This window comes from Bradyrhizobium sp. (assembly GCF_035484855.1).
In the GTDB taxonomy this organism is placed as follows: Bacteria; Pseudomonadota; Alphaproteobacteria; order Rhizobiales; family Xanthobacteraceae; genus Bradyrhizobium.
The window spans coordinates 1-23,067 of record NZ_DATHOP010000169.1; the positions used below are offsets into that span (position 1 = coordinate 1).

The window sequence follows — 23,067 nt, forward strand, 5'->3', positions numbered from 1 at the left end:
CTAGCAGAGCCTGCCCAACAGTTCCAGTAGCGCGGTTTGGCTCCGCCAGTGGTTGCGACGGAGCTGTTGCCACTTTATGATGCGTTATCAATTCGGTTGCGCTCGTTTGCGATATCGGCTTTGAGGCGCAAGCCGCTTCCCCTCCTACAAAAACCAAGTTGGACCCATGCTTCGAGGATTACGCAAAGCCTCATCAAACTGGCTCGGCAAGACCATTATGGCCGTGGTGATGGGCGTCCTGATTGTCAGTTTCGGGTTTTGGGGCATCGCCGACATCTTCAGGGGATACGGTCAATCGACGCTCGCCACCATCGGCCACACCGAGATATCGACCAACGAGTTCCGCCAGCTCTATACCGACAAGCTGCAGCAGATCAGCCGTCAATTCGGCCGTCCATTGACCCCCGATCAGGCCCGCGCTTTCGGCCTTGACCGTCAGGTACTGCAGCAGACCATCGCGGAAGCAGCGCTTGACGAGGAAGCGCGGCGGCTCGGGCTCGGACAGTCCGACGCCGAGACCATGCGCACAATCCTGTCCGATCCCAATTTCAAGAGCGTCGGCGGCACATTCGATCCGGCCCGCTTCCAGTCGGTGATCCGGCAGTTCGGCTTCACGGAGCAACGCTATATCGCCGACCAGCGGCGGGTATCGTTGCGGCGGCAGATCGCAGGCGCCATCTCCGCGGGCACCGAACCGCCGAAGACGATGATCGAGGCGCTCAGCCGCTTCCAGAACGAACAGCGCTCCATCGAATACGTCAAACTCGACGCCGCCCAGGCCGGCACCATCGATCCGCCGTCGCGGGAAGCGCTGGCGGGCTATTTCGACGATCACAAGACCCTGTTCCGCGCTCCCGAATATCGCAAGATCGCCTTCGTCGTGGTGACGCCGGAGGAGATCGGCAAATGGTCCGAGGTTTCCGACGAGGACGCCAAGAAGCTGTTCGAACAGCGCCGCGACAAGCTCGGAAAGCCGGAACAGCGCGAGGTTTCGCAGATCGTGTTTCCGAACGCGGACGAGGCCGCCGCGGCGCGCGCGCGGATCGCCTCCGGATTGTCGTTCGACGATCTCGCCAAGGAGCGTGGGCTGAGTGCTTCCGACGTCGACCTCGGCATGGTGGCGAAATCCGCCATCCTCGACCCCGCCGTCGCGGACGCCGCCTTTTCGCTGCCTTCCGGCGAGGTCAGCCAGCCGGTGCAGGGCAAGTTCGGCGTGGCGCTCGTCAAGATCGGCAAGATCGAGCCCGGCGTCGAACCCGCCTATGAGAATTACGCCGCGAGCCTCCGGAAGGAGATCGCCATCGAGCGCGCGCGCAACAAGGTTGCGGAATTGCGCGACAAGATGGAGGACGAACGCGGCGGCGGTGCGAGCGTCATCGAAGCCGCCAGCAAGCTGGGGCTCGCCGCCGTCACCATCGACGCCGTCGACCGCTCCGGCCGTCTGCCGAACGGTCAGCTGGCCAGCAACATTCCCCCCGGCCTCGACGTCGTCTCGCAGGCCTTCAACAGCGACGTCGGCGTCGACAACGACCCGATTTCGTTCAAGGGCGGCTATGTCTGGTACGACGTGCTCGGTATCACCCCGTCGCGCGAGCGCAATCTCGACGAGGTCAAGGACCAGGTCGAGGCGCGCTGGCGCGCCGACCAGATCACGAGCCGGCTAAGGACCAAGGCAACCGAGATGGTCGAAAAGCTCGGTCAGGGCGGCAAGCTTGCGGACGAAGCCGCAGCCGCCGGGTTGAAGGTCGAAACCGCCAGCGGTTTCCGGCGCGACGCCTCGCTGCCCGGCGTACCCTCCGGCGCGATCAGCGCGGCTTTTGCCACCGCCAAGGATGGCGTCGGGCAAACCTCGGGCAGCGGCGCCAATGAATGGGTGGTCTTCCGCGTTACCGACATCACCGATCCCCCCGTCGATTTTGCTTCGGACGATATCCAGAAGCTGAAGGAAACCCTCGTGCGCGGACTGACCGATGAACAGCTCGCGCAATACGTCAACAAGCTTGAATCCGACATCGGCACGACGATCAACCAGGCCGCCTTCGCGCAGGTGACCGGCGTGAATAACTAGTTCGAAGGCACACGATGGACGATCTCAAATCTATCATCGGAAAGGTCGCCACCGGCGCCACATTGTCGCGCGAGGAGGCGGCATCCGCCTTCGACAGCCTGATGTCCGGCGAAGCCACGCCCTCGCAGATGGGCGGGCTGTTGATGGCGCTTCGGGTCCGCGGCGAAACCGTCGAGGAGATCACCGGCGCGGTGTCCGCGATGCGCGCCAAGATGCTGCGCGTCACCGCGCCTGCGAACGCGGTCGACGTGGTCGGTACCGGCGGCGACGGCTCGGGTTCGGTCAACGTTTCGACCTGCGCCTCGTTCATCGTGGCGGGCGCGGGCGTTCCCGTCGCCAAGCACGGCAACCGGGCGCTGTCGTCGCGTTCGGGCGCCGCTGACGTGTTGTCTGCGCTCAGGGTCAAGATCGATATCAAGCCCGAGCAGGTCGGCCGCTGCGTCCATGAAGCCGGTATCGGCTTCATGTTCGCGCCGTCGCACCATCCCGCCATGAAGAACGTCGGCCCGACGCGTGCCGAACTGGCGACCCGCACGATCTTCAATCTTCTGGGGCCGCTGTCCAATCCGGCCGGCGTCACCCGGCAAATGGTCGGGGTGTTTTCGCGGCAATGGGTGCAGCCGCTGGCCCAGGTGCTGAAAAACCTCGGCGCGGAATCCGTCTGGGTGGTGCACGGTTCCGACGGCCTCGACGAAATCACCCTCACCGGCCCGACCTTTGTCGCCGCACTCGAGAACGGCAATATCCGCACCTTCGAGGTGACGCCGGAGGAAGCCGGCCTGTCGCGCGTCGGCGGCGACGCGCTGAAAGGCGGCGATGCCGACGCCAACGCGGTCGCCTTGCAGAGCGTGCTCGACGGGACGCCGAGCCCTTTTCGCGATGTCGCCCTCTTGAACGCGGCCGCCGCGCTGGTCGTGGCCGGCCGCGCCAAAACCCTGAAGGAAGGTGTGGCGCTCGGCACCAAATCGCTCGACACGGGCGCAGCGGCGGCGCGCCTGAAGCATCTGATCGCCGTCTCGAACAGCTGACGCGGGTTGCCTTGCGATGTCCGACATCCTGACCGAGATCGAGACCTACAAGCGCGAGGAGATCGCAGCAGCCAAGCGCGCGCAGCCCTTGGCGAGCCTTGAAGCCCGCGCCAAGGCCGCTTCCCCGCCGCGCGGTTTTGTCAGCGCCATCCGCGAGAAGCTCAGCCGTGGCGACTATGCCCTGATTGCCGAGGTGAAGAAGGCCTCACCGTCGAAGGGGCTGATCCGCGCCGACTTCGATCCGCCGGCGCTGGCCACGGCCTATGAGGCCGGCGGGGCGGCCTGTCTGTCGGTGCTGACCGACACCCCCTCGTTCCAGGGCCATCTCGATTTCATGGTGGCGGCGCGCGAAGCGACCCGATTGCCGGTGCTGCGCAAGGATTTCATCTACGACACCTATCAGGTGGTCGAAGCCCGTGCCTTCGGTGCCGACTGCATCCTGATCATCATGGCCGCACTCGACGACGCCGCGGCAAAGGACATCGAGGATGCCGCGATCGCGCAGGGCATGGACGTGCTGCTCGAGATCCATGAACGCGCGGAGCTCGACCGCGCGCTAAAACTTCGTTCGCCGATGATCGGCGTCAATAACCGCAACTTGCGCACCTTCGAGACAACGCTTGCCACCAGCGAGGCGCTGGCGCCGCTGATCCCCCGGGATCGCCTGATGGTCGGCGAAAGCGGCATCTTCGAGCCCGCCGATCTCGCTCGGCTTGCACGCGTGGGCATGTCGACCTTCCTGGTCGGCGAAAGCCTGATGCGGCAGGCCGATGTCGCCGCCGCCACCCGCGCGCTGCTCGCACGCGGCGATCTGTCCCGCGCCACCGGCACGCGCTGACCCATGGCGCGCAAATCCTCGACTGGCAAACCCGCCCTCACCCATATCGACGCCAGCGGTGAGGCGCGGATGGTCGACGTCTCGGCCAAGCCCGCCACCGAACGCACCGCCGTCGCCGAGGGCCGCGTCGTCATGAGCAAGGCGACCTTGCAGCTGATCGTTTCCGGCAATGCCAGGAAGGGCGATGTACTGGGCACGGCGCGGCTCGCCGGCATCATGGCTGCGAAGCGCACCTCGGAATTGATACCGCTGTGCCATCCGCTGGCGTTGTCGAAAGTGAGTCTCGATATTACAGCGGACAACAAGCTGCCGGGCTGCGTCGTGCGCGCCACCGTGAAGGTCACGGGTCCGACCGGCGTCGAGATGGAAGCGCTGACGGCGGTGTCAGTCGCGTGCCTGACGATCTACGACATGGTCAAGGCGGCGGAGCGCGGCGTGCGCATCGAGGCCATTCATCTCGTTGAAAAAAAGGGCGGCAAGTCCGGGCATTATCGCGCTGGCAACTGAGCCGCGATCTGAACACCATGCTGCCGAATTGGCGCTGGCGAACGATAATCTTCGCTGCAACGTCCTGCGCCGGGTTCCCTTGGGCCCCTTCGGTTCGTCGTGCGCGGGCCAATAGACAGCACTACAACCTTTATGCGAGTGTTACGCCCGGAGGAGTCGGCCATGAGCAGCGCGACCATGCCCAGTTCACGCATCTTCTATGGCTGGTTCGTCGTCGCCGCCGCCTTCGCCGTGACCTTCGTCGGCTTCGGTTGCGCCTTTTCGTTCTCGGCATTCGTCGAGCCGCTGCAGCGCGAATTCGGCGCCTCGCGCGGCTCGGTATCACTGGTGTTTTCGCTGGCGGGCTTTCTCTATTTCGGTCTCGGGGCGGTCAGCGGCCCTCTTGCCGATCGCCTCGGCTCGCGTCGACTCGTGGTTGCCGGCATGGTGCTGACGGGCCTTGGTCTTGCGGCCGCGGGCGCGGCACGCAGTCTCGCGGCAGTCTATGCGGCCTATGGACTGGGTGTCGGTTTCGGGATCGGCTTTGCCTATGTACCGGCGATCGGCGTGGTGCAGCGCTGGTTTTTCCGTCGTCGCGGATTTGCCTCGGGTCTGGCCGTCAGCGGCATCGGCGTCGGTACGCTGGCGATGCCGCCCTTGGCCACACTTCTCATCAGCACGATCGGATGGCGCGGCGCCTATTTCACGCTCGGCGCACTCGTCGCCGTCGTCGGTGGTGGACTGGCGCTTTTGATCGAGAACGATCCGCGCGACCGCGGCCTTGGTCCCGATGGCGATCCGCCACCGTCGGGAGTCCAGCCTGCGCGGCGCGAAGGCGCAACCGTCGGCGAGGCGATCCGGTCGCCACGCTTCATCAGCCTGTATGCGGCCTGCCTGATCGCCTCATTCGGAGGGTTCGTTCCGTTCGTCCATCTGGTGCCTTACGCGCGGGACCACGGCATTGCGCCGGCATCGGCCGTATTGCTGCTGAGCACGATCGGCATCGGCTCTACCGCCGGGCGCTTCACGCTGGGCGGCCTTGCCGACCGGATCGGACGCCAGTCCTCGCTGTTGTTGATGATCTCGGGTATGACGCTCGCACTCGCGATCTGGGTGGTCGCGACGAGCTTCTGGTCGCTGACGGTCTTCGCGCTGGTCTTTGGCTTGTTCTACGGCGGGTGGGTCGCGATCCTACCGGCCGTGGTGATGGATTCATTCGGTAGCCGCAATGTCAGCGGCATCATCGGCATTCTGTATTCCAGTGTGGCGCTCGGCACCCTGATCGGCCCGAGCGCCGCCGGTTTCGCTTTCGACCTCAGCCATACCTATACGCTGCCTATCCTGGCCAGCGCCGGCACCAACATTGTGGCCGCGATCATCCTGGTGGCGATGTCGAGGACCAATCGGGTCACGAACGAAGCAGGCGGTCGGGCCTAGTCCGGTCTGGCTGTCTGCGTTGTCGAGCGCTGCCCGTTAACCCATCGTTAACTCCACTTGCTAACTTCACTTCCATTTCGGCATCGTATCTTTCCGCCGGGCTGGGGCATGACGAAGCTGCCGGCATGCAAGCTTGGCAGCGATCCAGAACGATGACGGCAAACGGCACCGCCTCCCCCAACGCCAAGGCGTCCCTGGGCGACAATCCGATCCGCTGGCTTATCGTCGGCGGGGGGCTGCTGATCGCCGCGATCGTGATCGGCACCACGATCATGGCCGGCAGCTTCCGCGACCGCGCGCTCGACAACAGCAAGCGCGAGCTGGAAAACACCGTGTTGCTGCTGTCGCGTCATTTCGACCAGCAGCTCGAAGACTTCGGCGCGGTGCAGAACGACCTGATCGCCTATATGCGGGCGAGCGCGATCGACAGCCCCGAACACTTCAAACGGCGGATGTCGACCCCCGAAATCCACCTGATGCTCAACTCCAAGCTGAGCGCCATGTCCTATGTCGGCGGCGTCAACGTTTTCGACGCCGACGGGATGCTGATCAACTCCTCCTCGGCCTGGCCGGTTCCGTCGGTCAGTGTCGCGGACCGGTCCTATTTCCAGGCCTTCAAGAATGATCCGCAATCGCCCGGCATGATCGTCGAACCGGTGCACAGCCGGATCACCGGCGTCTGGACCACCGTGATCGCACGCAAGATGACGGGCCCGCACGGGGAATTCCTGGGCGTCATCGGCAGGGGTATCGAGCCGACCAATTTCGAGCAGTTCTTCGAGAGCCTGGCGCTCGGCGACGAGGCGGCGATCTCGATGTTCCATCGCGACGGGACGCTGCTGGCACGTTATCCTCACGCCGACGCGATGATCGGACAGAACTTCGGCGACGGTCCGATGTTCCAGCGCCTGCTCTCCGGGACCAAGAAGAGTGTCACGCTGCGCATGGTCAGTCCGGTCGACGGCGTGGACCGGTTGGGTTCGGCGCGCCTATCGGATGATTTTCCGCTGGTCATCATCGCAACCACGCCGGTATCGGCGGCGCTGGCGGATTGGCGCGCGCAAATCCGCTTCATGATTGCCGTCGCCGGCTTTTCGGCGATGGTGATCGCGGCTTTGCTGTTTCTCGTGGTGCGCAAGCTGTCGCACCAGCACCGGTTGGCGGAGCAACGTTTGCGGCTGGAGAAGCAGCGCCTCGACAGGGCCGTTAACAACATGACGCAGGGCCTGCTGCTGTTCGATTCCTCGCGCCGGCTCGTGGTATGCAACCATCGCTATATCGAGATGTACGGCTTGTCGGCGGACGTCGTGAAGCCGGGTTGCACTTTCCGCGAGATCATCACGCATCGCAAGGCCACCGGATCGTTCGCGGGCGACGTCGACGCCTATTGCGCCCGCATCCTGCGCGACATCGGGCTGCGGCAGGCCATGACCATCACGATCCCGGACGGACGTTCGGTCCAGATCGTCAACGAGCCGCTGACGGATGGCGGATGGGTCGCGACCCACGAGGACATCACCGCGCGCACGCGAGCCGAGGCGCAGATCACCCATCTGGCGCATTACGACGCGTTGACCGACCTGCCGAACCGCGCGCTGTTTCACGAGCGGCTGAAACTGGAGCTGGCACGCATCGCTCCCGGCGAGCAGCTGGCGGTGCACTACATCGACATCGACGAATTCAAGAGCGTCAACGACTCGCTCGGCCATCTGATCGGCGATGAATTGCTGAAGGCGGTGGCGGCGAGCCTGACCCGCTGCATGACCGCTTCCGGCTTCGTCGCACGGCTCGGCGGCGACGAATTCGCCATCGTTCAGACCGCGGTCGGCCATTCCGCCGATGTCACCGATCTCGTGGAACGGGTGTTCGTCGCGATCCGCGAGCCCTTTGAATGTCTCGGTCATCAGCTGACCACCGACGCCAGCATCGGCATTGCGCTGGCGCCCGAGCACGGCACCGATCTCGACCAGATCCTCAAGAACGCGGATCTGGCGATGTACGCCGCCAAGGCGGCGGGACGCCGGACCTGGCGTTTCTTCGAACCCGACATGGACGCGCAGGTCAAGGCGCGCCGCAAGCTCGAGACCGACCTGCGCCAGGCGATCGCCGAGGAGGCATTGGAGGTCTACTATCAGCCCTGCGTCAGCCTCGCCGACGACAAGATCACCGGCTGCGAGGCGCTGTTGCGCTGGCGCCATCCCGAGCGCGGCATGATCTCGCCCGCCGAATTCATCCCGATCGCCGAAGAGACCGGCCTGATCAACGCGCTCGGCGAATGGGTGCTGACGACGGCCTGCACGGAAGCCGCCCTCTGGCCCGACGACATCAGGATCGCGGTCAACGTCTCGCCGGTGCAGTTCAAGAGCGGGACGCTGGCGCTGAAGATCGTGGCGGCGCTGGCGGCCTCAGGCCTGCCGGCGGGACGGCTGGAACTGGAGATCACCGAGGCGGTATTGATCCGCGATGACGAGGCGGCGCTCGCCATCCTGCATCAGCTGCGCCAGATCGGCGTACGGATCGCGCTCGACGATTTCGGCACCGGCTATTCCTCGCTGAGCTACCTGCAGCGCTTTCCGTTCGACAAGATCAAGATCGATCGCTGCTTCGTCAAGGATATCGCCGAGCCCGGCGGCTCCTCCTGCATCGTGCAGGCGGTGGTCAATATCGCCGCCGAGCGCAACATGACGACGACGGCGGAGGGCGTGGAGACCGAGCAGCAGCGGCAATTGCTGGCCGAACTCGGCTGCTCGGAGATGCAAGGCTATTTGTTCAGCCCGCCGAAACCGGCGGCCGCGATCAGGGAGCTGTGCTTCGGGGACCGCGGGCCGTCCCCGAACTACGGCCCGCCGCGAAAACGCCGGCCCCGCAGCGCCAGCGTTTAGTTCGGCACGGCGGCCTTGGGCTGCGACGGCACGTCGGCATTGACGGTAACCCCGCGCAGGAAATTGTAGGCCGCCGCCAGCGCCTTGTCGTCCTTCTCATTCGGCGGAACGTAGGACTGCGAACCGGTCGCCTCCGCGCCCTCGGCCGACAGATGGCCGCGCATCGACGCCTCGCCCTGCAATTCGGGCCGATCCTTCAGCTCGTCGGGCACCGCCTGCAGCACCTCGATATCGGGCTTGATGCCCTGCGCCTGGATCGAATGGCCCGACGGCGTAAAATAGCGCGCGGTGGTCAGCGCCAATGCGCCGTTGCCGGCGCCGAGCGGAATGATGGTCTGCACCGAGCCCTTGCCGAACGAGCGGGTGCCGATCAGGGTGGCACGCTTGTGATCGTGAAGTGCGCCGGCCACGATCTCGGAAGCCGAGGCCGATCCGCCGTTGATCAGCATCACCACCGGCTTGCCCTTGGTGAGATCGCCGCCACGGGCGCTGAAACGCTGGGTTTCCTCGGGCGTGCGGCCGCGTGTCGAGACCACCTCGCCGCGCGGCAGGAACGCGCTCGACACCGACACCGCCTGGTCGAGCAGGCCGCCGGGATTGTTACGGAGGTCGACGACATAGCCGGCGAGCTTGTCCTGCGGGATCTGTTTCGAAATCTCCGCGATCGCCTTCTTCAGGCCATCGGTGGTCTGCTCGTTGAACGAGGCGATCCGGATATAACCGATGTCGCCGCTCTCGGTGCGGAAGGTGACCGGACGCACCCGGATGATCTCGCGGGTGATCGTCACGTCGATCGGCTTGTCGACGTCCTTGCGCATGATCTTGAGGTGGGTCTTGGTGTCGACCGGACCCTTCATCTTGTTCACGGCCTGCTCGAGCGTTAACCCCTGAACCGCGTCGCCATCGATGTCGGTAATCAGGTCGCCCGAGAGGATGCCGGCCTTCGCCGCCGGCGTGTCGTCCATCGGGGAGACCACCTTGACCAGGCCGTTCTCCATGGTGACCTCGATGCCGAGCCCGCCGAACTCGCCCTGGGTCGTCTCCTGCATGTCGCGCCAGGCCTTGTCGTTCATGTAGCGCGAATGCGGGTCGAGCGAGGAGACCATGCCGTTGATCGCGCCTTCGATCAGCTTGCTGTCGTCGGGCTTCTCGACGTAGTCGCTGCGGACCCGCTCGAACACCTCGCCGAACAGATTGAGCGACGAATAGGTATTGGGGCCGCCATCGGCGCGCGCCGCCTGGGTCCATTGCGGGCCATGCGGCGAGGTGACGAGAAGGGTCAGGCACGCACCTGCCGCGGCGCCGAGGAAAAACAGGACATTCTTGCGCATGGGATGGCGGACCTTCTCGCTTTCGATTTTGACCGGCTGCCGGCCTCGCCCGGATAGCATTTATCTGGGCCGGTCCGACAGACTCAACAACACCGTTTTCACATCACCTTTCCGGTATCTTTGAGGCCGTTTTGCCAGGTTGACGGCATTGTGCCGAATCCGCGCTTGGCGCGGGACCCTAACCACCAGCCGAATTGCGGGGGTACGCCGCGGAACGCCCCCTCGATGCCCAGTTTCAGGGCAGCATCCATTGGCCAGTTCGGATTATTGAGGATTTCGCGCCCGACCGCGATCAAATCGGCCTGCCCCGCCTCCAGGATCTGCTCGGCCTGATCGCCGTGGATGATGAGGCCAACCGCCATGGTCATGATATCGGCGTTGCGGCGGACATATTCCGACAGCGGAACCTGGTAGTTATATCTGATCTCCTTGCCCAGGATCGGGGCCGCATCGGTGATGCCGCCGGAGGAGCAGTCGATCACGTCGACCCCTTTGGGTTTGAGGATTTTCCCCAGCCGCGCGCTTTGTTCCGGGCCCCATCCGGCGTTGTCCTGCACCGACAGCCGCACGAACAGCGGCTTGTGCTCGGGCCAATGCGTGCGCACGGCTTCGGTGACCTCGGTGATGAAGCGCATCCGGTTTAGTTCCGAACCGCCATATTCGTCGCTGCGCTGGTTGGAGCGTTCCGACAGGAATTCGTGCACGAGATAGCCGTGCGCGCCATGCAGTTCGAGCACGTCGAAGCCGGCCTCCTGCGCTCGCCGCGCCGCCTGCCCCCAGGCCTGCACCAGGTCCTTCACCTCGGAGCGCTCCAGCGCCCGCGGCACCGGCCATTTCTCGCTATGGGCGATCGCGCTTGGCGCCACCGGCGACCACGCCTCCCAGTCGTCGATCTCCGGCGTCCGTTTCAGCGGCCCGTCGCCTTCCCAGGGACGGTTGGCGCGCGCCTTGCGGCCGGAATGGCCGAGCTGGATGCCGGCGGCCGCGTTCTGCTGCTTGATGAATTTCACGAGGCGAGCGAGCGGCTCGACAAAGGCGTCCTCCCAGATCCCGAGGTCGCCGATGGTGCCGCAGCCGCGCCGCTCGACCTTGGTCGATTCCACCACGACGAGGCCGGCGCCGCCGGCGGCGAATTTGCCGGCGTTCATCAGATGCCAGTCGGTCGGAAACCCTTTGATGGCCGAATACTGGTGCATCGGCGGCACCACGATGCGGTTCTTCAGCTCGACGCCCCGGATCGTCAGCGGCGAAAACAGCTTCATCCCGGACATGCCTGATTTCCCCGTATGGCGGCCGACATCGTCATGCCGGCAGCGCGCCGAGCGGTCTTGTTCGGATGCGGTGACGATATACGGGCTTTGGCACCGCGGCAAAGCCGGAATTTCCGAAGTTCGATGCCGAATAAAGTCGTCGTTGAGGCGACGGATGAGGATTCAAGTTCAGCGGCCAAAGACCGTCATTGCGAGCGTTAGCGAAGCAATCCATCTTTCTTGCTTGTTGCTTCATGGATTGCTTCGCGGAGCCTGTCATCGGGCGCGCATTCGCGCGACCCGTTGGCTCGCAATGACGGAGACATACGTTCGCGATCTCGCCGCATGTGGTTGCGCGAGGTATTCGTTTATTTTCGGCCCTTTCCAAACAAAGGGCGCAGGGAATGCCGGGCGCTCGATGCGCCCGATAGCCACGTGTGCGATGGTAGTGGGTAGAATGCACACGCGTTAACAGGTCACACCGGAATCACCCGGCATTCCCCACGCAATGGTTTACGGATTATAGCGCGCTCTCCCCGGTGCTCCGGGCCTTTTGGCCGCCGTCATCCGCGTCACTTCACGCGAACTTAGCACCAGCGTCGGGGTGCCAGGACCACACGCTTTTTCCATCCGCCTCAAGTGCCCTCGTCAGATGCACCCTCGGCGTCCACCGCATCCCGCCCCGCGTTCGCGACGATCATGATACGCCCCTTTTGGTGGGGCGGGACGGAGGGGAATATAGAGGTGATTTGGGTGGGCCGCAAGCGATACTTCTATAATTCGGAAGTTTATTTCTATGTTACAGCATGCGGCAAATTGGCACGACGGGCAAATTTCGGCCGCGGGCAGTACGTAGCTGCCGTAGCCCGGATGGAGCCCGCGGGTGGAGCGAAGCCCCACCCACGGGCGCAATCCGGGAACGCGACATCGCCCGTGGAGGCCCCGGATTTCGCCATCGGCCGCGCATTCGCGCGACCGGCTGGCTGCATCCGGGCTACAGGCCCCGCATCAGCGGCCGTACAACCCGGTCAGCGTCGCCTTCGCCAGCGTATGGAAATGCAGGTCGAAGCCGACCAGGGCGGCGGAGGCCATGTCGTTCTTGGCGTCGGGCAGCTTGTCGACGTCAACGGCGAATACCGTGATCTGGTAGTGGTGCGGCTTGTCGCCGGCGGGCGGGCACGGGCCGCCATAGCCGTCGGCGCCAAAATCAGTCCGGCTCTGGATCGCACCCTTCGGCATCCCCTTCTTCTTCACGTCGCCCGCGCCCTTCGGCAGCGAGGTCGTGGCGGCGGGAATGTTGAACACCACCCAGTGCCACCAGCCCGAGCCGGTCGGCGCGTCCGGATCGTAGATCGAGACCGCAAAGCTCTTGGTCGCCGCCGGCGCCCCGCTCCAGCTCAAGCTCGGCGACACATTATCGCCGGTGCAGCCAAAGCCCTTGAACACCTGCTCGTTGGCGATGGTGGCGCCTTCCTTGATCTCGGCGCTGGTCACGGTCATGCTCTGCGCGTTGGCGGCGGTTGCCCCGACAAGGCTCAGGCCCAGCACCGCCCATAGTGCCAATTTCGTCATGTTCGTCCCCTCCCTTTGGTCGCCGGGATGTCCTGCTCTGCTCCCGCTGCCGACAGCCATAGCAATTTTCGGGATGGTGCGGAAGCGCAGGACGCGATAGGCGAATAACCAAGGCGAAGCCAACAAGCATTTTCGGGGAGGACACCATGAACGAGGCGCCACGCATTCCGCCGCAGCAAGTCGAACTCGGCGCCAGCGGCGAGGAGTTCCAGAACCTGCACGAGTTCGTGCGCAGAGCCCGCGCCAACCTCAACCAGAATTGCTGGGACTATATCGTCGGCGCCGCCGAGACCGAGACCACGATGCGCCGCAACCGCATGGCGCTCGACGAGATCGCGTTCCGGCCGCGCGTGCTGCGCAATGTCGCCAGGGTCGACGCCTCGGTGGAGGTGTTCGGCCGCCGGCTGCGTATCCCCGTCATGATCGCCCCGGTCGGCGCGCTCGAACTGTTTCGACCCCGGCGCGGGTGCGGCAGTGTCGCGCGGCGCGGGCACCTTCGGCGCGGCGCACATGCTGAGCTCGGTGTCGGAGCCGGGCCTGGAGAAGACTGCCGAAGCCGCGCCCGATGCGTTGCGGATGTACCAGCTCTATGTCCGCGGCGACGACGCCTTCGTCGAGGATCGCGTCGAGCGCGCGATCAAGCATGGCTACGCCGCGTTTTGCCTCACCGTCGACACCGCCCATTACAGCCGCCGGGAGCGCGACATCGCCAAGCGTTACGTGCGCTTAAGCCGCGTGCGCGCCACCGGCGGCGATTTCCAGAAGGGGCTGGAATGGCGCACGGTGAAACTGATCAAGGACAAATATAAAATCCCGCTGGTGATAAAAGGCATCGCCACCGCGGAGGACGCCCAGATCGCGCTCGATCACGGCGTCGACTGGATCTACGTCTCCAACCATGGCGGCCGCCAGCTCGACCACGGCCGCGGCGCCATGCATGTGCTCCCCGAGATCGTCGCCGCCGTAAAAGGCCGCGCGAAAATCATGGTCGACGGCGGCTTCTGCCGCGGCAGTGACATCGTCAAGGGAATAGCGCTCGGCGCCGACCTCGTCGGCATCGGCCGCATGCACTGCTACGCGCTGGCGGCCAAGGGCGAACAGGGCATCGTGCGGATGCTGGAGCTGATGGAAGACGAGGTGATCCGCAGTCTGGGGCTGCTCGGCGTGACGAAATTCGCCGAGCTCGACAAGAGCTATCTGCATCCGGCTCAGCCGACCAACATGCCGCATGCGCTCAGCGCGTTTCCGCTACTGGAGATCGAGCCGTATCGGTATTGAGGAGCACACAAGCCACCAATCGCGAATTCCGTCATGCCCGGCCTTGTGCCGGGCATCCACGTCTCGGCTCCATTAGACTGGAAAGACGTGGATGACCGGGACCAAGCCCGGCCATGACGAGATAGTTAGCTTCCTTGCCGGACGAGGCATGCCCGGTTGTATCGCCGCGAAGAAGGCTAGTATAGGTTTAGGCGCAAGAGCCCGCCCCAAAGCTGCCTGCAATGCCGAAACTGATTTATACTACGCCGCCGCCATCTCTGATGATCGAACTGCGCGAAGTCGCGGCGGACGCGCGTGCCTTAGCAAACGCGCTTGTTAAATTTAAGCAGTCCTTGTCCTCAGATTTTCCTGTGGAACAACTGCAAGAATTGCTCGACGAATTACAATCGCTCCCAGACGGCACCGCCGAGGGCTGCCGCCAGCCGTTGGAATACGTGCGCGTGAGGTTGCCCGCCATTCGGCGGAGATTCATTCAAACCGAAGAGCAATCCCGTCAGCCGCGCGAGAACAAGGATCAGCGGCCGCCACCTACTCGCGGCATGGCCATCGACCAACATATCGGTGTCCTCCTGAGTTCAGTAGCAACCGCACTCGACGAATACCGCGAACTGGCATCCGTCGACGTTCACGATCCCGCTGATGGCGCACCATCGCGCGAAATAGACGCAACCTCACGCGACGCTATCCAGGCTATGGCGGCATCAGAAGGTGCTGAGAAGAGGCTTAGCCTAGGGGTCGAACAGGTCGAAAAAATTGCTGAGGCGACGTCTGCCACGGCGGATAGTCTCAAACGACAAATGCGCGACGCGCGCGGTCTACTGCGGATCGCGAGAATCGAATTGCGCATGCCCGGTTTTGTTCCGCGCTGGTACCGAAACACGATCGACATCGTCAGAGATTATCCCAAGCTCCTGCAAAAAACTGCTCGAGCCATACGAATTGGTGTCGATGTCGCTCGGCCACTGGCGGACGCCTGGAGTCATTTCGAGCATGGCTTCAAACATTTGGTCCTCGATAGCATCGAACATGCAGCGATGGGGCTTGAAGCCGTTGGAAAAAAGTGGGCGGCCGATCGAGACAACGTGAAAGTTCCGCCAGCAAAAGCCGCTGTTGAACTGGATGCGCCGCCACCCGGTTTTAGTATCTCTAAGATCCACCAAATGATTATATCAGGACAAGCGCCTCCGCCCTCGTGGCGGCCATGGATTAAACAGCTCAATTTTTTGGAGCCAGATCTTAGAGGTTTGAAGGACCTCGCGCCCATCGCCGGCCTCACCGCCTTACAGACGCTCTCCCTTACCGGCACGCAAGTGGGCGACCTCGCGCCGATCGCCGGACTCACCGCCTTGCAGGCGCTCTACCTTGACAACACGCAAGTCGGCGACCTCGCGCCCATCTCCGGACTCGGCACCTTGCAGAGGCTAGACCTTGACGGCACACAAGTCGGTGACCTCGCGCCCATCGCCGGCCTTACCGCCTTGCAGACGCTCTACCTTACCGGTACGCGAGTCAGCGACCTCGCGCCCCTCGCAAGGCTCTACGGCTTGCAGAGGCTTTCCATTTCCGGCACGCAAGTCGGCGACATCGCTCCTCTCGCCGGCCTTGCCGCCTTGCGCACGCTTTTTCTTAATAACACTCAAGTTAACGACCTCGCAGCCCTCGCAGGTCTCTCCGCCTTGCAGAGGCTCTATCTTGATCGCATCCGAATCATCGATCTCGCGCCTCTTGCGGACCTTGCCGCCCTGGAGACGCTCTCGCTTGAAGACACCAAAGTCATCGATATTGCGCCTCTTTCGGGCCTTCGCTCACTGCAGACGCTGTATCTATCCCGTACCCAAGTCAGCGACCTCGCGCCCCTCGACCGTCTCAGTGGCTGGCGCTTCGTCGTTACGGTCGAGAGCGAAAAGCGTCGGGAAGCGCTGCAACGGACCTTGCGGCCCGAGGTTGTGCGCGTGAAACCCTAAGAGCCGACTTCAAACCGCTTCAACTATTCGACGTCAAAGGCAAACACGCCTACCGTTACCCTCTTCCGGTTTTCGTACATCCTATCGCCGCGCCCACGAGCTAATCGCATAAATCGGGTGTCAAATAGCGGTACCATTTTGTACCTTGGCTTGAGTCCGCAACTTTCGTCAGACACACTGCATGGCTGCTTCCTTCGGTAGCTTTCGTAGGTCTCCGCCATGACACTCTCCCCCGGCTCGGCCGATGCGCTGTTGTTCGATCTCGGCCGCGTCGTGCTCGATATCGATTTTTCCAGGGCGTTCGCCTGCTGGGGGCGTCATGCGGCTTGCGCGCCGGAACAACTGGTCGGGCGGCTGTCGCTCGGCGAGCTCAACCACCGGCATGAGCGGGGCGAGATCAGCGATGCCGAATATTTTGCCGGCCAGTGCGCGGCGATGGGGATTGCGCTGTCGGACGCCCAGTTCCTGGAGGGGTGGAACGCAATCTTTGCCGGCGAGATGCCGGGCATTGCGCAGGCGCTGGCGCGCGCGGCGAAAAAACTGCCGCTCTATGCCTTCTCCAATACCAACAATGCCCATGTCGCGCATTTCTCGGTGGTGCATGCCGACGTGCTCGGCCATTTCCGCGAAATTTTTCTGTCCTCCTCGATCGGGCTGCGGAAGCCGGATGCGGCGGCCTATGATCACGTGGTCAACGCAATCGGGGTTCCGGCGGAACGCATCGTGTTCTTCGACGATTCCGCTGATAATATTGCGGGGGCGCGGGCGCGGGGGCTGATCGGGGTGCATGTGAGGTCGCCGGATGATGTCGCGCAGGCGCTGGCCGCGCTCGGGATTTAGATTATAACGGCAGCGGCTGTCATTGCGAGCGCAGCGAAGCAATCCAACGGCCGTCATTCCGGGGCGATGCGAAGCATCGAACCCGGAATCTCGAGATTCCGGGTCCGGTCCTTTGGACCATCCCGGAATGACGAAGGAAGAATGGATCGCTTCGCTGCGCTCGCAATGACGGTGGGTGATTGAGACCTGAGCCTTTCGGGAGTTTCGCCGTGGCGCTGATGCCGGTTACCGACGCGCTTGCCGCGATCCTCGCGGGCGCCGTGCCGCTGCCCGAAGAGACGGTCGCGCTGGATGCCGCCTATCATCGCGTGCTGGCGCACGACGTCACCGCGCGGCGCACGCAGCCGCCGCAGGCGATGTCGGCGATGGACGGCTATGCGGTGCGCGCGACGGACGCCGCTGCCATCGGCGCGCGGCTCACGGTGATCGGCGAGGTCGCGGCTGGCCGTCCCTTCGAAAAGGCGATCGCCGCCGGCGAAGCGGTGCGGATTTTCACCGGCGGGGTGATCCCCGCCGGTGCCGACGCCGTCGTCATCCAGGAAGACACCACGGTCAGCGGCAGCACCGTCACCGTCACCGAAGCCGCGCGCGCCGGACGGCACATCCGGCCGGCCGGCATCGATTTCCGCAAAGGCGATGCGCTGCTGGCGGCGGGAAGCCGCCTCACCGACCGCGACCTGTCGCTCGCCGCCGGCATGAACTACCCGGAATTGCCGGTGCGTCGGCGGCCGAAGGTCGCGCTGCTCGCGACCGGCGACGAACTGGTGATGCCCGGGCAAACCCCTGGCCCCGGACAGATCGTCTATTCCAACGGCTACGCGCTGCGGGCGCTGGCCCGCAGCCAGGGTGCGGAGATCATCGATCTCGGCATTGCCGCCGACACGGTCGAAGCCACGACCTCCGGCGTCCGCCGCGCCCGCGACTCTGCCGCCGACATCCTGATCACGACCGGTGGCGCCTCGGTCGGCGACCACGACCTGGTGAAACGGTCGCTGGAGGCCGAGGGCGTCGAAATGGCGTTCTGGAAGATCGCGATGCGGCCGGGCAAGCCGATGATGCACGGCAGACTCGGGGGCATGCGGGTGATCGGCCTGCCCGGCAATCCCGTCTCCTCCTATGTCTGCGGCTTCCTGTTTTTGGTGCCGCTGATTCGCGCGCTGTCGGGGCGCGCGGACGTCCATCATGTCCGCGAGAGCGCGCTGCTCGGGCGCGATGTCGGCGAGAACGACCAGCGCGAAGACTATCTTCGCGCCCGCCTCGAGCGGCGCACCGATGGCGCGCTGATCGCTATCCCAGTCGACCATCAGGATTCCTCGCTGCTTGCAAATCTCGCTGCGGCACGGGCGCTTGTGATCCGCCCGCCCTTCGCAAAAGCCGCCGCCACGGGCTCGGTTTGCGAGATCCTGCGGCTTCCCGTGTGAGCCGGCGATAGCGGTTCCAACAAAGCGGGGCCGCGTTGACGGGAAATTAAGTGGTTGCGGAACACATATGGAACATATAGTGTTCGTTCATGATTTGTTTCGAGTGCTGGTGTCTGTTGAACACCTCGGAATCTGACGGCACGTATCAAACTGGGGATTGGTCGAGATGCTCACGCGCAAACAATATGAACTCCTGCGATTCATCAGCGAGCGCCTGAAGGAAAGCGGCGTTCCGCCCTCCTTTGACGAGATGAAGGACGCGCTCGATCTGCGCTCCAAATCCGGCATCCACCGCCTGATCACTGCGCTGGAAGAGCGCGGCTTCATCCGCCGCCTGCCCAACCGCGCCCGCGCCATCGAGGTCATCAAATTGCCGGAGCTTTCGGGCGGCGGCAACGGACGGCGCGGCTTCACGCCGAGCGTCATCGAAGGCACGCTCGGAAAGGTCCGCTCGGCCAGCGTCTCCGCCGACGACGATGGCAACCGCCCGGTCGCGGTCCCCGTGATGGGCCGGATCGCCGCGGGCACGCCGATCGAGGCGCTGCAGACCCGCAGCCACACCATCAGCGTGCCGCCGGACATGTTAGGCGCCGGCGAACATTACGCCCTCGAAGTGCGCGGCGATTCCATGGTGGATGCCGGCATCCTCGACGGCGACATGGCGCTGATCCAGCGCAACGAAACGGCCGAGACCGGCGATATCGTGGTCGCCCTGATCGACGAGGAAGAGGCGACGCTAAAACGCTTCCGCCGCCGCGGCGCCTCGATCGCCCTGGAACCCGCCAATACCTCCTACGAGGTCCGCATCCTGCCGCCGAACCGGGTCAAGATTCAGGGCAAGCTGATCGGGCTTTACCGGAAGTATTGAATTCGAACGGCGCGGCAGCGGAAGTCCGCTCCCTCGCCCCGCTCTTGCGGGGAGAGGGTTGGGGTGAGGGGCTGTCTCGGCATCGGGACTCGCTGAGAGTCCCCCTCACCCGGCGCTTCGCGCCGACCTCTCCCCGCAAGCGGGGCGAGGTGAGAACGGTCCTGCGCCGATTCCGCCGCGCGCGTCAGGCCACAGTCGCAAATCCAAAAACGAATTTGTGATCGGCCACCTCCACCCGCCGTCGCAGAATTGCCTGCAACCGGGCAGACCTTTGTTTCCTACTGTCCACTCTGATAGAGGCCTGCGCCTCTCGCAGCGGCGCGGGTTCGCTATCTCGAACGAGGAGCAATCCGATGTGTGACTATAGCCTGCATGCCGTCGCGACCCGCCCCGCTGAGGTCGGAGAGACGCTGATCACGACGATGTTCCGCGGCACGGCGACCCGCGGCTTTGCGTCAGAAACCGACCCCACCGTCGCGGTCTGCATGCTTCCGGGTACCGAACTCGCCTTCGCCGAGAATGTCCGCTACGACAATCGTTGGATCTGGACGCGGGAAATCAATTTCCGGGTCGGCAAGTTCGGCGAGATCGACCGGCACATTCCCGATCGCCATCATGACGCGATCGAATTTCCGGACGGTAGCCACGTGCTGGTGACGCTGCTCTGCGAGGGCCAGCGCGCCACCGTGCTGCAATTGCCGGTGAGCCAGCAACCCGCGGAACGGGCACGGCCGGTCAGCGAACAAAGAGCCACCCCGCTCTCCGCCGGCTGACATATCTTTCGCCCTCCCGCCGGCTCCGGCCGGCGGGATCGGCGCGGGCGCCGGGTCGGACGCGATTCTCCTGAAGGGATCGCGGACAGGGTGTGTGTGCCGACGAAATGAATGGGACGGGATTGGCGCGAGGCGGCTGGCGGCGCTTGGTCGTGTGGCCGATCGGACGAAGGAGACGGCACGATTGGGCGTCAATAAGGTCAGCTGGCAGCAAGTCGGACACGTCACCGAACCCGGCCGCTACATGTTCCGGTTCGGCTGGCTCACGGTTGCGCCGGAAGATCTCGCCGTCTGGCAGCAATTCCCGGACGCGATGTTCGCCCTGGTCAAGACCGCGGGGGCCGCAGCGACGGACGCCAATGAAGAGTTTCATCTCGGCGCCTTCGAACTGCGGCAGGCCTCCGTATCGCCGGAGAAATAAGTTGAACGTCGTTCCGGGGCAGCCCATGGGGCTGAACCCGGAACCTCGAGATTCCGGGTTCGTGCTTCGCACGCCCCGGAATGACGGAGAGAAAATCACTCCTCCCCTTGCAGATCGGCCTCCGCCGGCGTCGCATCCACCGCGCGCGCTGGTTTGGTGCGCGATACCAGCGTTGGTTCCGTCTCCGGCTCGTCGCCCGCCGCCGGCGACCACGGCCGGTCGACGCCGCGCGGCTTGTTGGCGCTGAGCCTGAAGGCGGAGGCGTTGCGCCACAGCGCCATTGCGCCATGGCTGGTCCAGAGATCCCGGCCGATCACCGCCGACGCGCATGACGGCGGCGCCTGCCTCGCCGTCACCAACAGCGCCGCGTGCGCGCAATCGTCCGCCAGCGCCTCGGGCTTCAGCGTCAGTGCGACGAGACCGCCCGCTTCCATCTCGGTGACGCAGCCCTCGCCATCGCAGGAGACGCCGTCGGTGAGCGTGGGATCAGTGGGCAACCTCGGATCGGCGTCGGCGGCGAGCCACTCTTTCAGCAGAAACGCATCCTTCGCCGTGCGCATCAGATGCAGCCGGCCATCCCTGCCGCGGACGCCGACATTGTGGCCGTCGGCGGAGATCAGGATATCCGGCTGCGGCACCATCAGCGCCCACACCACCGAAAGCGCCAGCACCGCCGCGCCCGACCAGCGCAACGGCGTCCGCAACAGTCCCAACAGCACGATCCCGATCGAGGCCGCGATCAGCGGCCCGATGCCGAATGCCGCCATCCGCCCGATCGCGCCGGGGAGTGCTGCGACCCATCGCGTCACCGCGATCATCCAGTCGATGCCGATCCCCATCAGCCACCAGAACACGCCGTCGAAGCCGAACGGCATCGCGGCCAGGCCCAGCAAGCCGGCCGGCATCACCAACGCCGACACCACCGGCATCGCCGCCAGGTTGGCGAGCACGCCATAGGGCGTGATGCGATGGAAATGGAAGGCGGCGTAGGGCGTGGTCGCAAGCCCCGCCACCAGCGAGGCCAGCGTCAGCGTCATCAGCTCGCGCCCACCCCACAGCGCGACCTTCGCGGTCGCCGAATGATCGGGCGAAGCAAACAGGCGGGGCATGCCGATCTGCACCAGCGCCACGAGACCGAGAGTGGCCGCAAACGACATCTGAAAACTCGGATGCACCAGCGCTTCCGGCGCCATCAAAAGCACGATCATCGCGGACACCGCGAGCGTTCGGAAGGTGATGGCGCGGCGGTCGACCATGATTGCGATCAGCACCACCGCCGTCATGAAGAACGACCGTTGGGTGGCGACTTCAGCGCCCGACAGCAGCAGATAAAACAGCGCCGCGGCGAGCGCTGCGGCCGCCGACCATTTCTTGATCGGAAAGCCGGTGGCAAGCTGCGGGATCAGCGCCAGCAGCGCGCGCACCGCAAAAAACACCACGCCGGCGACGACAGCCATGTGATAGCCCGAGATCGACAGCACATGGCCGAGGCCGGAGATGAACATGGCATCGTTGACCGGGGTGGTGATGGCGTCGCGGCGGCCGGTCAGAAGGGCAGTTGCGATCGCGCGCCTGTCGCCGTCGAGCGTGGTGCGGATCCGCGCGTCGATGGAGTCGCGCAAGCTTTGCATCAGGGCGGCGTAGCGCAGCGAGAGCCCGCCGCTGACCGGCGCCTGCACGGTCTTGATCGAACCGGTAACGAAACCGGAGGCGCCGATGCCCTGAAAGAACATGTCGCGGCCGAAATCGTAGGAGCCGGGACGCATCGGGGCAAGCGGCGGCTGCAGCCGCGCCTTCAATTCGACAAAGCTGCCGACGTCGGGCGCGGTGCCCTTGCGCACCGACAACCGCACCCGCTCCAGTTTTATCGCCGCGCGCGGACTATCCATCGCGACCACGTGCAGCACGAAGCGGTCGGTGCGCTCGCGGATGTCGCGGGTCTCGACAAAGCCCGACAGCGTGACGCCATAGAGGGGACGTGCCAGCACGCCATGGCCGATCCACGCGGTCCTGAGGGTTGCCGTGGCAAAGCCCGCCGCAATGGCCGCGACCATCACCGCGACCGGGAAGGCCTTCTGCCGGCGCAGCAGGAACGCGGCGAGGCAAAACACCGTCGCCGTAACGGCTGCGACCGATGCGACCGGCTCATGATCGGCGGCGAAATAGAACGCGATGCCGGTGCCGAAGGCGATCGGCACCCAGGGCAGCAGCCGGCCGGCGCCGGCCTCGGCCAGAATCCATTCGCGCAGTTTGGCGGCGAGCTGCGGCCATGTGTCGAAACTGGAAGGCGCGATGGGGCCTGCCGCCTCGCGCGGCGGCCATGTGCCGGCGACCCCCTGCGTCCGGATCCTGCGCCCCTGCGCCATCCAGGCCTCACCCCACGCAACCTGCTCAGGGTTCAAATGCTACCGTAGGCTGTCGGCGCCGGGCTAGTGGAACGGATGTGGAATATCGGGGAAAGCGCTACCCACGCAGGGGGCGCGGAGTTCCGCCGTTTACCATGTCGCCGAACGCTCCCTTAAGGGAATTCGGCCTACCAAGAAGGCGGGGTATGGAGCCTTGGCCGACGGTATTTTGCCTTGAAGCCGATGCTCCCGTTGCATGCTTGGG

16 protein-coding genes and 1 pseudogene are annotated in these 23,067 nt (G+C 64.7%); 13 read left to right on the forward strand and 4 right to left on the reverse strand.

Annotation, left to right across the window (positions count from 1 at the left end):
• The first annotated feature begins 166 nt into the window (after positions 1-166).
• From VK804_RS19170 to VK804_RS19195, 6 genes are all read left to right on the forward strand, one after another.
• The gene (locus VK804_RS19170; RefSeq protein ID WP_325373118.1) at positions 167-2,068 is read left to right on the forward strand and encodes a peptidylprolyl isomerase; all 1,902 of its coding nucleotides are present in this window, start codon (positions 167-169) and stop codon (positions 2,066-2,068) included.
• Positions 2,069-2,082: 14 nt separating this feature from the next.
• Positions 2,083-3,096 (forward strand): anthranilate phosphoribosyltransferase, encoded by a 1,014-nt coding sequence (gene trpD, locus VK804_RS19175; RefSeq protein ID WP_325373120.1) that lies wholly within the window; start codon positions 2,083-2,085, stop codon positions 3,094-3,096.
• A 16-nt stretch (positions 3,097-3,112) separates the two neighbouring features.
• Positions 3,113-3,934, forward strand: a complete 822-nt coding sequence (gene trpC, locus VK804_RS19180; protein ID WP_325373122.1) for an indole-3-glycerol phosphate synthase TrpC — start codon at positions 3,113-3,115, stop codon at positions 3,932-3,934.
• Between the two features lie 3 nt (positions 3,935-3,937).
• Positions 3,938-4,441 (forward strand): cyclic pyranopterin monophosphate synthase MoaC, encoded by a 504-nt coding sequence (gene moaC / locus VK804_RS19185; RefSeq protein ID WP_325373124.1) that lies wholly within the window; start codon positions 3,938-3,940, stop codon positions 4,439-4,441.
• Between the two features lie 162 nt (positions 4,442-4,603).
• Entirely contained in the window at positions 4,604-5,857 is a 1,254-nt protein-coding gene (locus VK804_RS19190) for an MFS transporter (RefSeq protein WP_325373126.1), read from the forward strand.
• Between the two features lie 152 nt (positions 5,858-6,009).
• Positions 6,010-8,739, forward strand: a complete 2,730-nt coding sequence (locus VK804_RS19195) for a bifunctional diguanylate cyclase/phosphodiesterase (protein ID WP_325373128.1) — start codon at positions 6,010-6,012, stop codon at positions 8,737-8,739.
• Here VK804_RS19195 and VK804_RS19200 read toward each other — a convergent pair.
• From VK804_RS19200 to VK804_RS19210, 3 genes are all read right to left on the reverse strand, one after another.
• Entirely contained in the window at positions 8,736-10,070 is a 1,335-nt protein-coding gene (locus VK804_RS19200) for a S41 family peptidase (RefSeq protein WP_325373130.1), read from the reverse strand. The two genes, VK804_RS19195 and VK804_RS19200, sit on opposite strands and share 4 nt — an antisense overlap.
• 98 nt (positions 10,071-10,168) lie before the next feature.
• Positions 10,169-11,341 carry an NADH:flavin oxidoreductase/NADH oxidase gene (locus VK804_RS19205; RefSeq protein WP_325373131.1) on the reverse strand — a complete coding sequence of 391 codons (1,173 nt, stop codon included), beginning with the start codon at positions 11,339-11,341 and terminating at the stop codon, positions 10,169-10,171.
• Positions 11,342-12,328: 987 nt separating this feature from the next.
• Positions 12,329-12,892 (reverse strand): YbhB/YbcL family Raf kinase inhibitor-like protein, encoded by a 564-nt coding sequence (locus tag VK804_RS19210; protein ID WP_414642813.1) that lies wholly within the window; start codon positions 12,890-12,892, stop codon positions 12,329-12,331.
• A gap of 146 nt (positions 12,893-13,038) precedes the next feature.
• On the opposite strand from VK804_RS19210, the pseudogene VK804_RS19215 reads away from it, so the two are divergent.
• The 7 genes and pseudogenes from VK804_RS19215 to VK804_RS19245 all read left to right on the forward strand — a co-directional run bounded on the left by VK804_RS19215 (position 13,039) and on the right by VK804_RS19245 (position 20,457).
• Positions 13,039-14,170 (forward strand): annotated as a pseudogene (locus tag VK804_RS19215) (alpha-hydroxy acid oxidase).
• Positions 14,171-14,391: 221 nt separating this feature from the next.
• On the forward strand, positions 14,392-16,134 hold the full coding sequence (locus tag VK804_RS19220) for a leucine-rich repeat domain-containing protein (RefSeq protein ID WP_325373133.1): 1,743 nt from the start codon (positions 14,392-14,394) through the stop codon (positions 16,132-16,134).
• Positions 16,135-16,353: 219 nt separating this feature from the next.
• Positions 16,354-16,974 (forward strand): HAD-IA family hydrolase, encoded by a 621-nt coding sequence (locus VK804_RS19225; protein ID WP_325373135.1) that lies wholly within the window; start codon positions 16,354-16,356, stop codon positions 16,972-16,974.
• A 209-nt stretch (positions 16,975-17,183) separates the two neighbouring features.
• A complete protein-coding gene (glp, locus tag VK804_RS19230) occupies positions 17,184-18,395 on the forward strand; it encodes a gephyrin-like molybdotransferase Glp (RefSeq protein WP_325373137.1) in 1,212 nt (403 codons plus the stop codon).
• A 166-nt stretch (positions 18,396-18,561) separates the two neighbouring features.
• The gene (lexA, locus tag VK804_RS19235; RefSeq protein ID WP_325373139.1) at positions 18,562-19,263 is read left to right on the forward strand and encodes a transcriptional repressor LexA; all 702 of its coding nucleotides are present in this window, start codon (positions 18,562-18,564) and stop codon (positions 19,261-19,263) included.
• 353 nt (positions 19,264-19,616) lie between these two features.
• Entirely contained in the window at positions 19,617-20,036 is a 420-nt protein-coding gene (locus VK804_RS19240; protein ID WP_325373141.1) for a hypothetical protein, read from the forward strand.
• Between the two features lie 184 nt (positions 20,037-20,220).
• Positions 20,221-20,457 (forward strand): hypothetical protein, encoded by a 237-nt coding sequence (locus tag VK804_RS19245; RefSeq protein WP_325373143.1) that lies wholly within the window; start codon positions 20,221-20,223, stop codon positions 20,455-20,457.
• Between the two features lie 95 nt (positions 20,458-20,552).
• Here the strand turns inward: VK804_RS19245 and VK804_RS19250 are convergent, their stop codons facing one another.
• On the reverse strand, positions 20,553-22,823 hold the full coding sequence (locus VK804_RS19250; protein WP_325373144.1) for a ComEC/Rec2 family competence protein: 2,271 nt from the start codon (positions 22,821-22,823) through the stop codon (positions 20,553-20,555).
• Between the last annotated feature and the right edge of the window lie 244 nt (positions 22,824-23,067).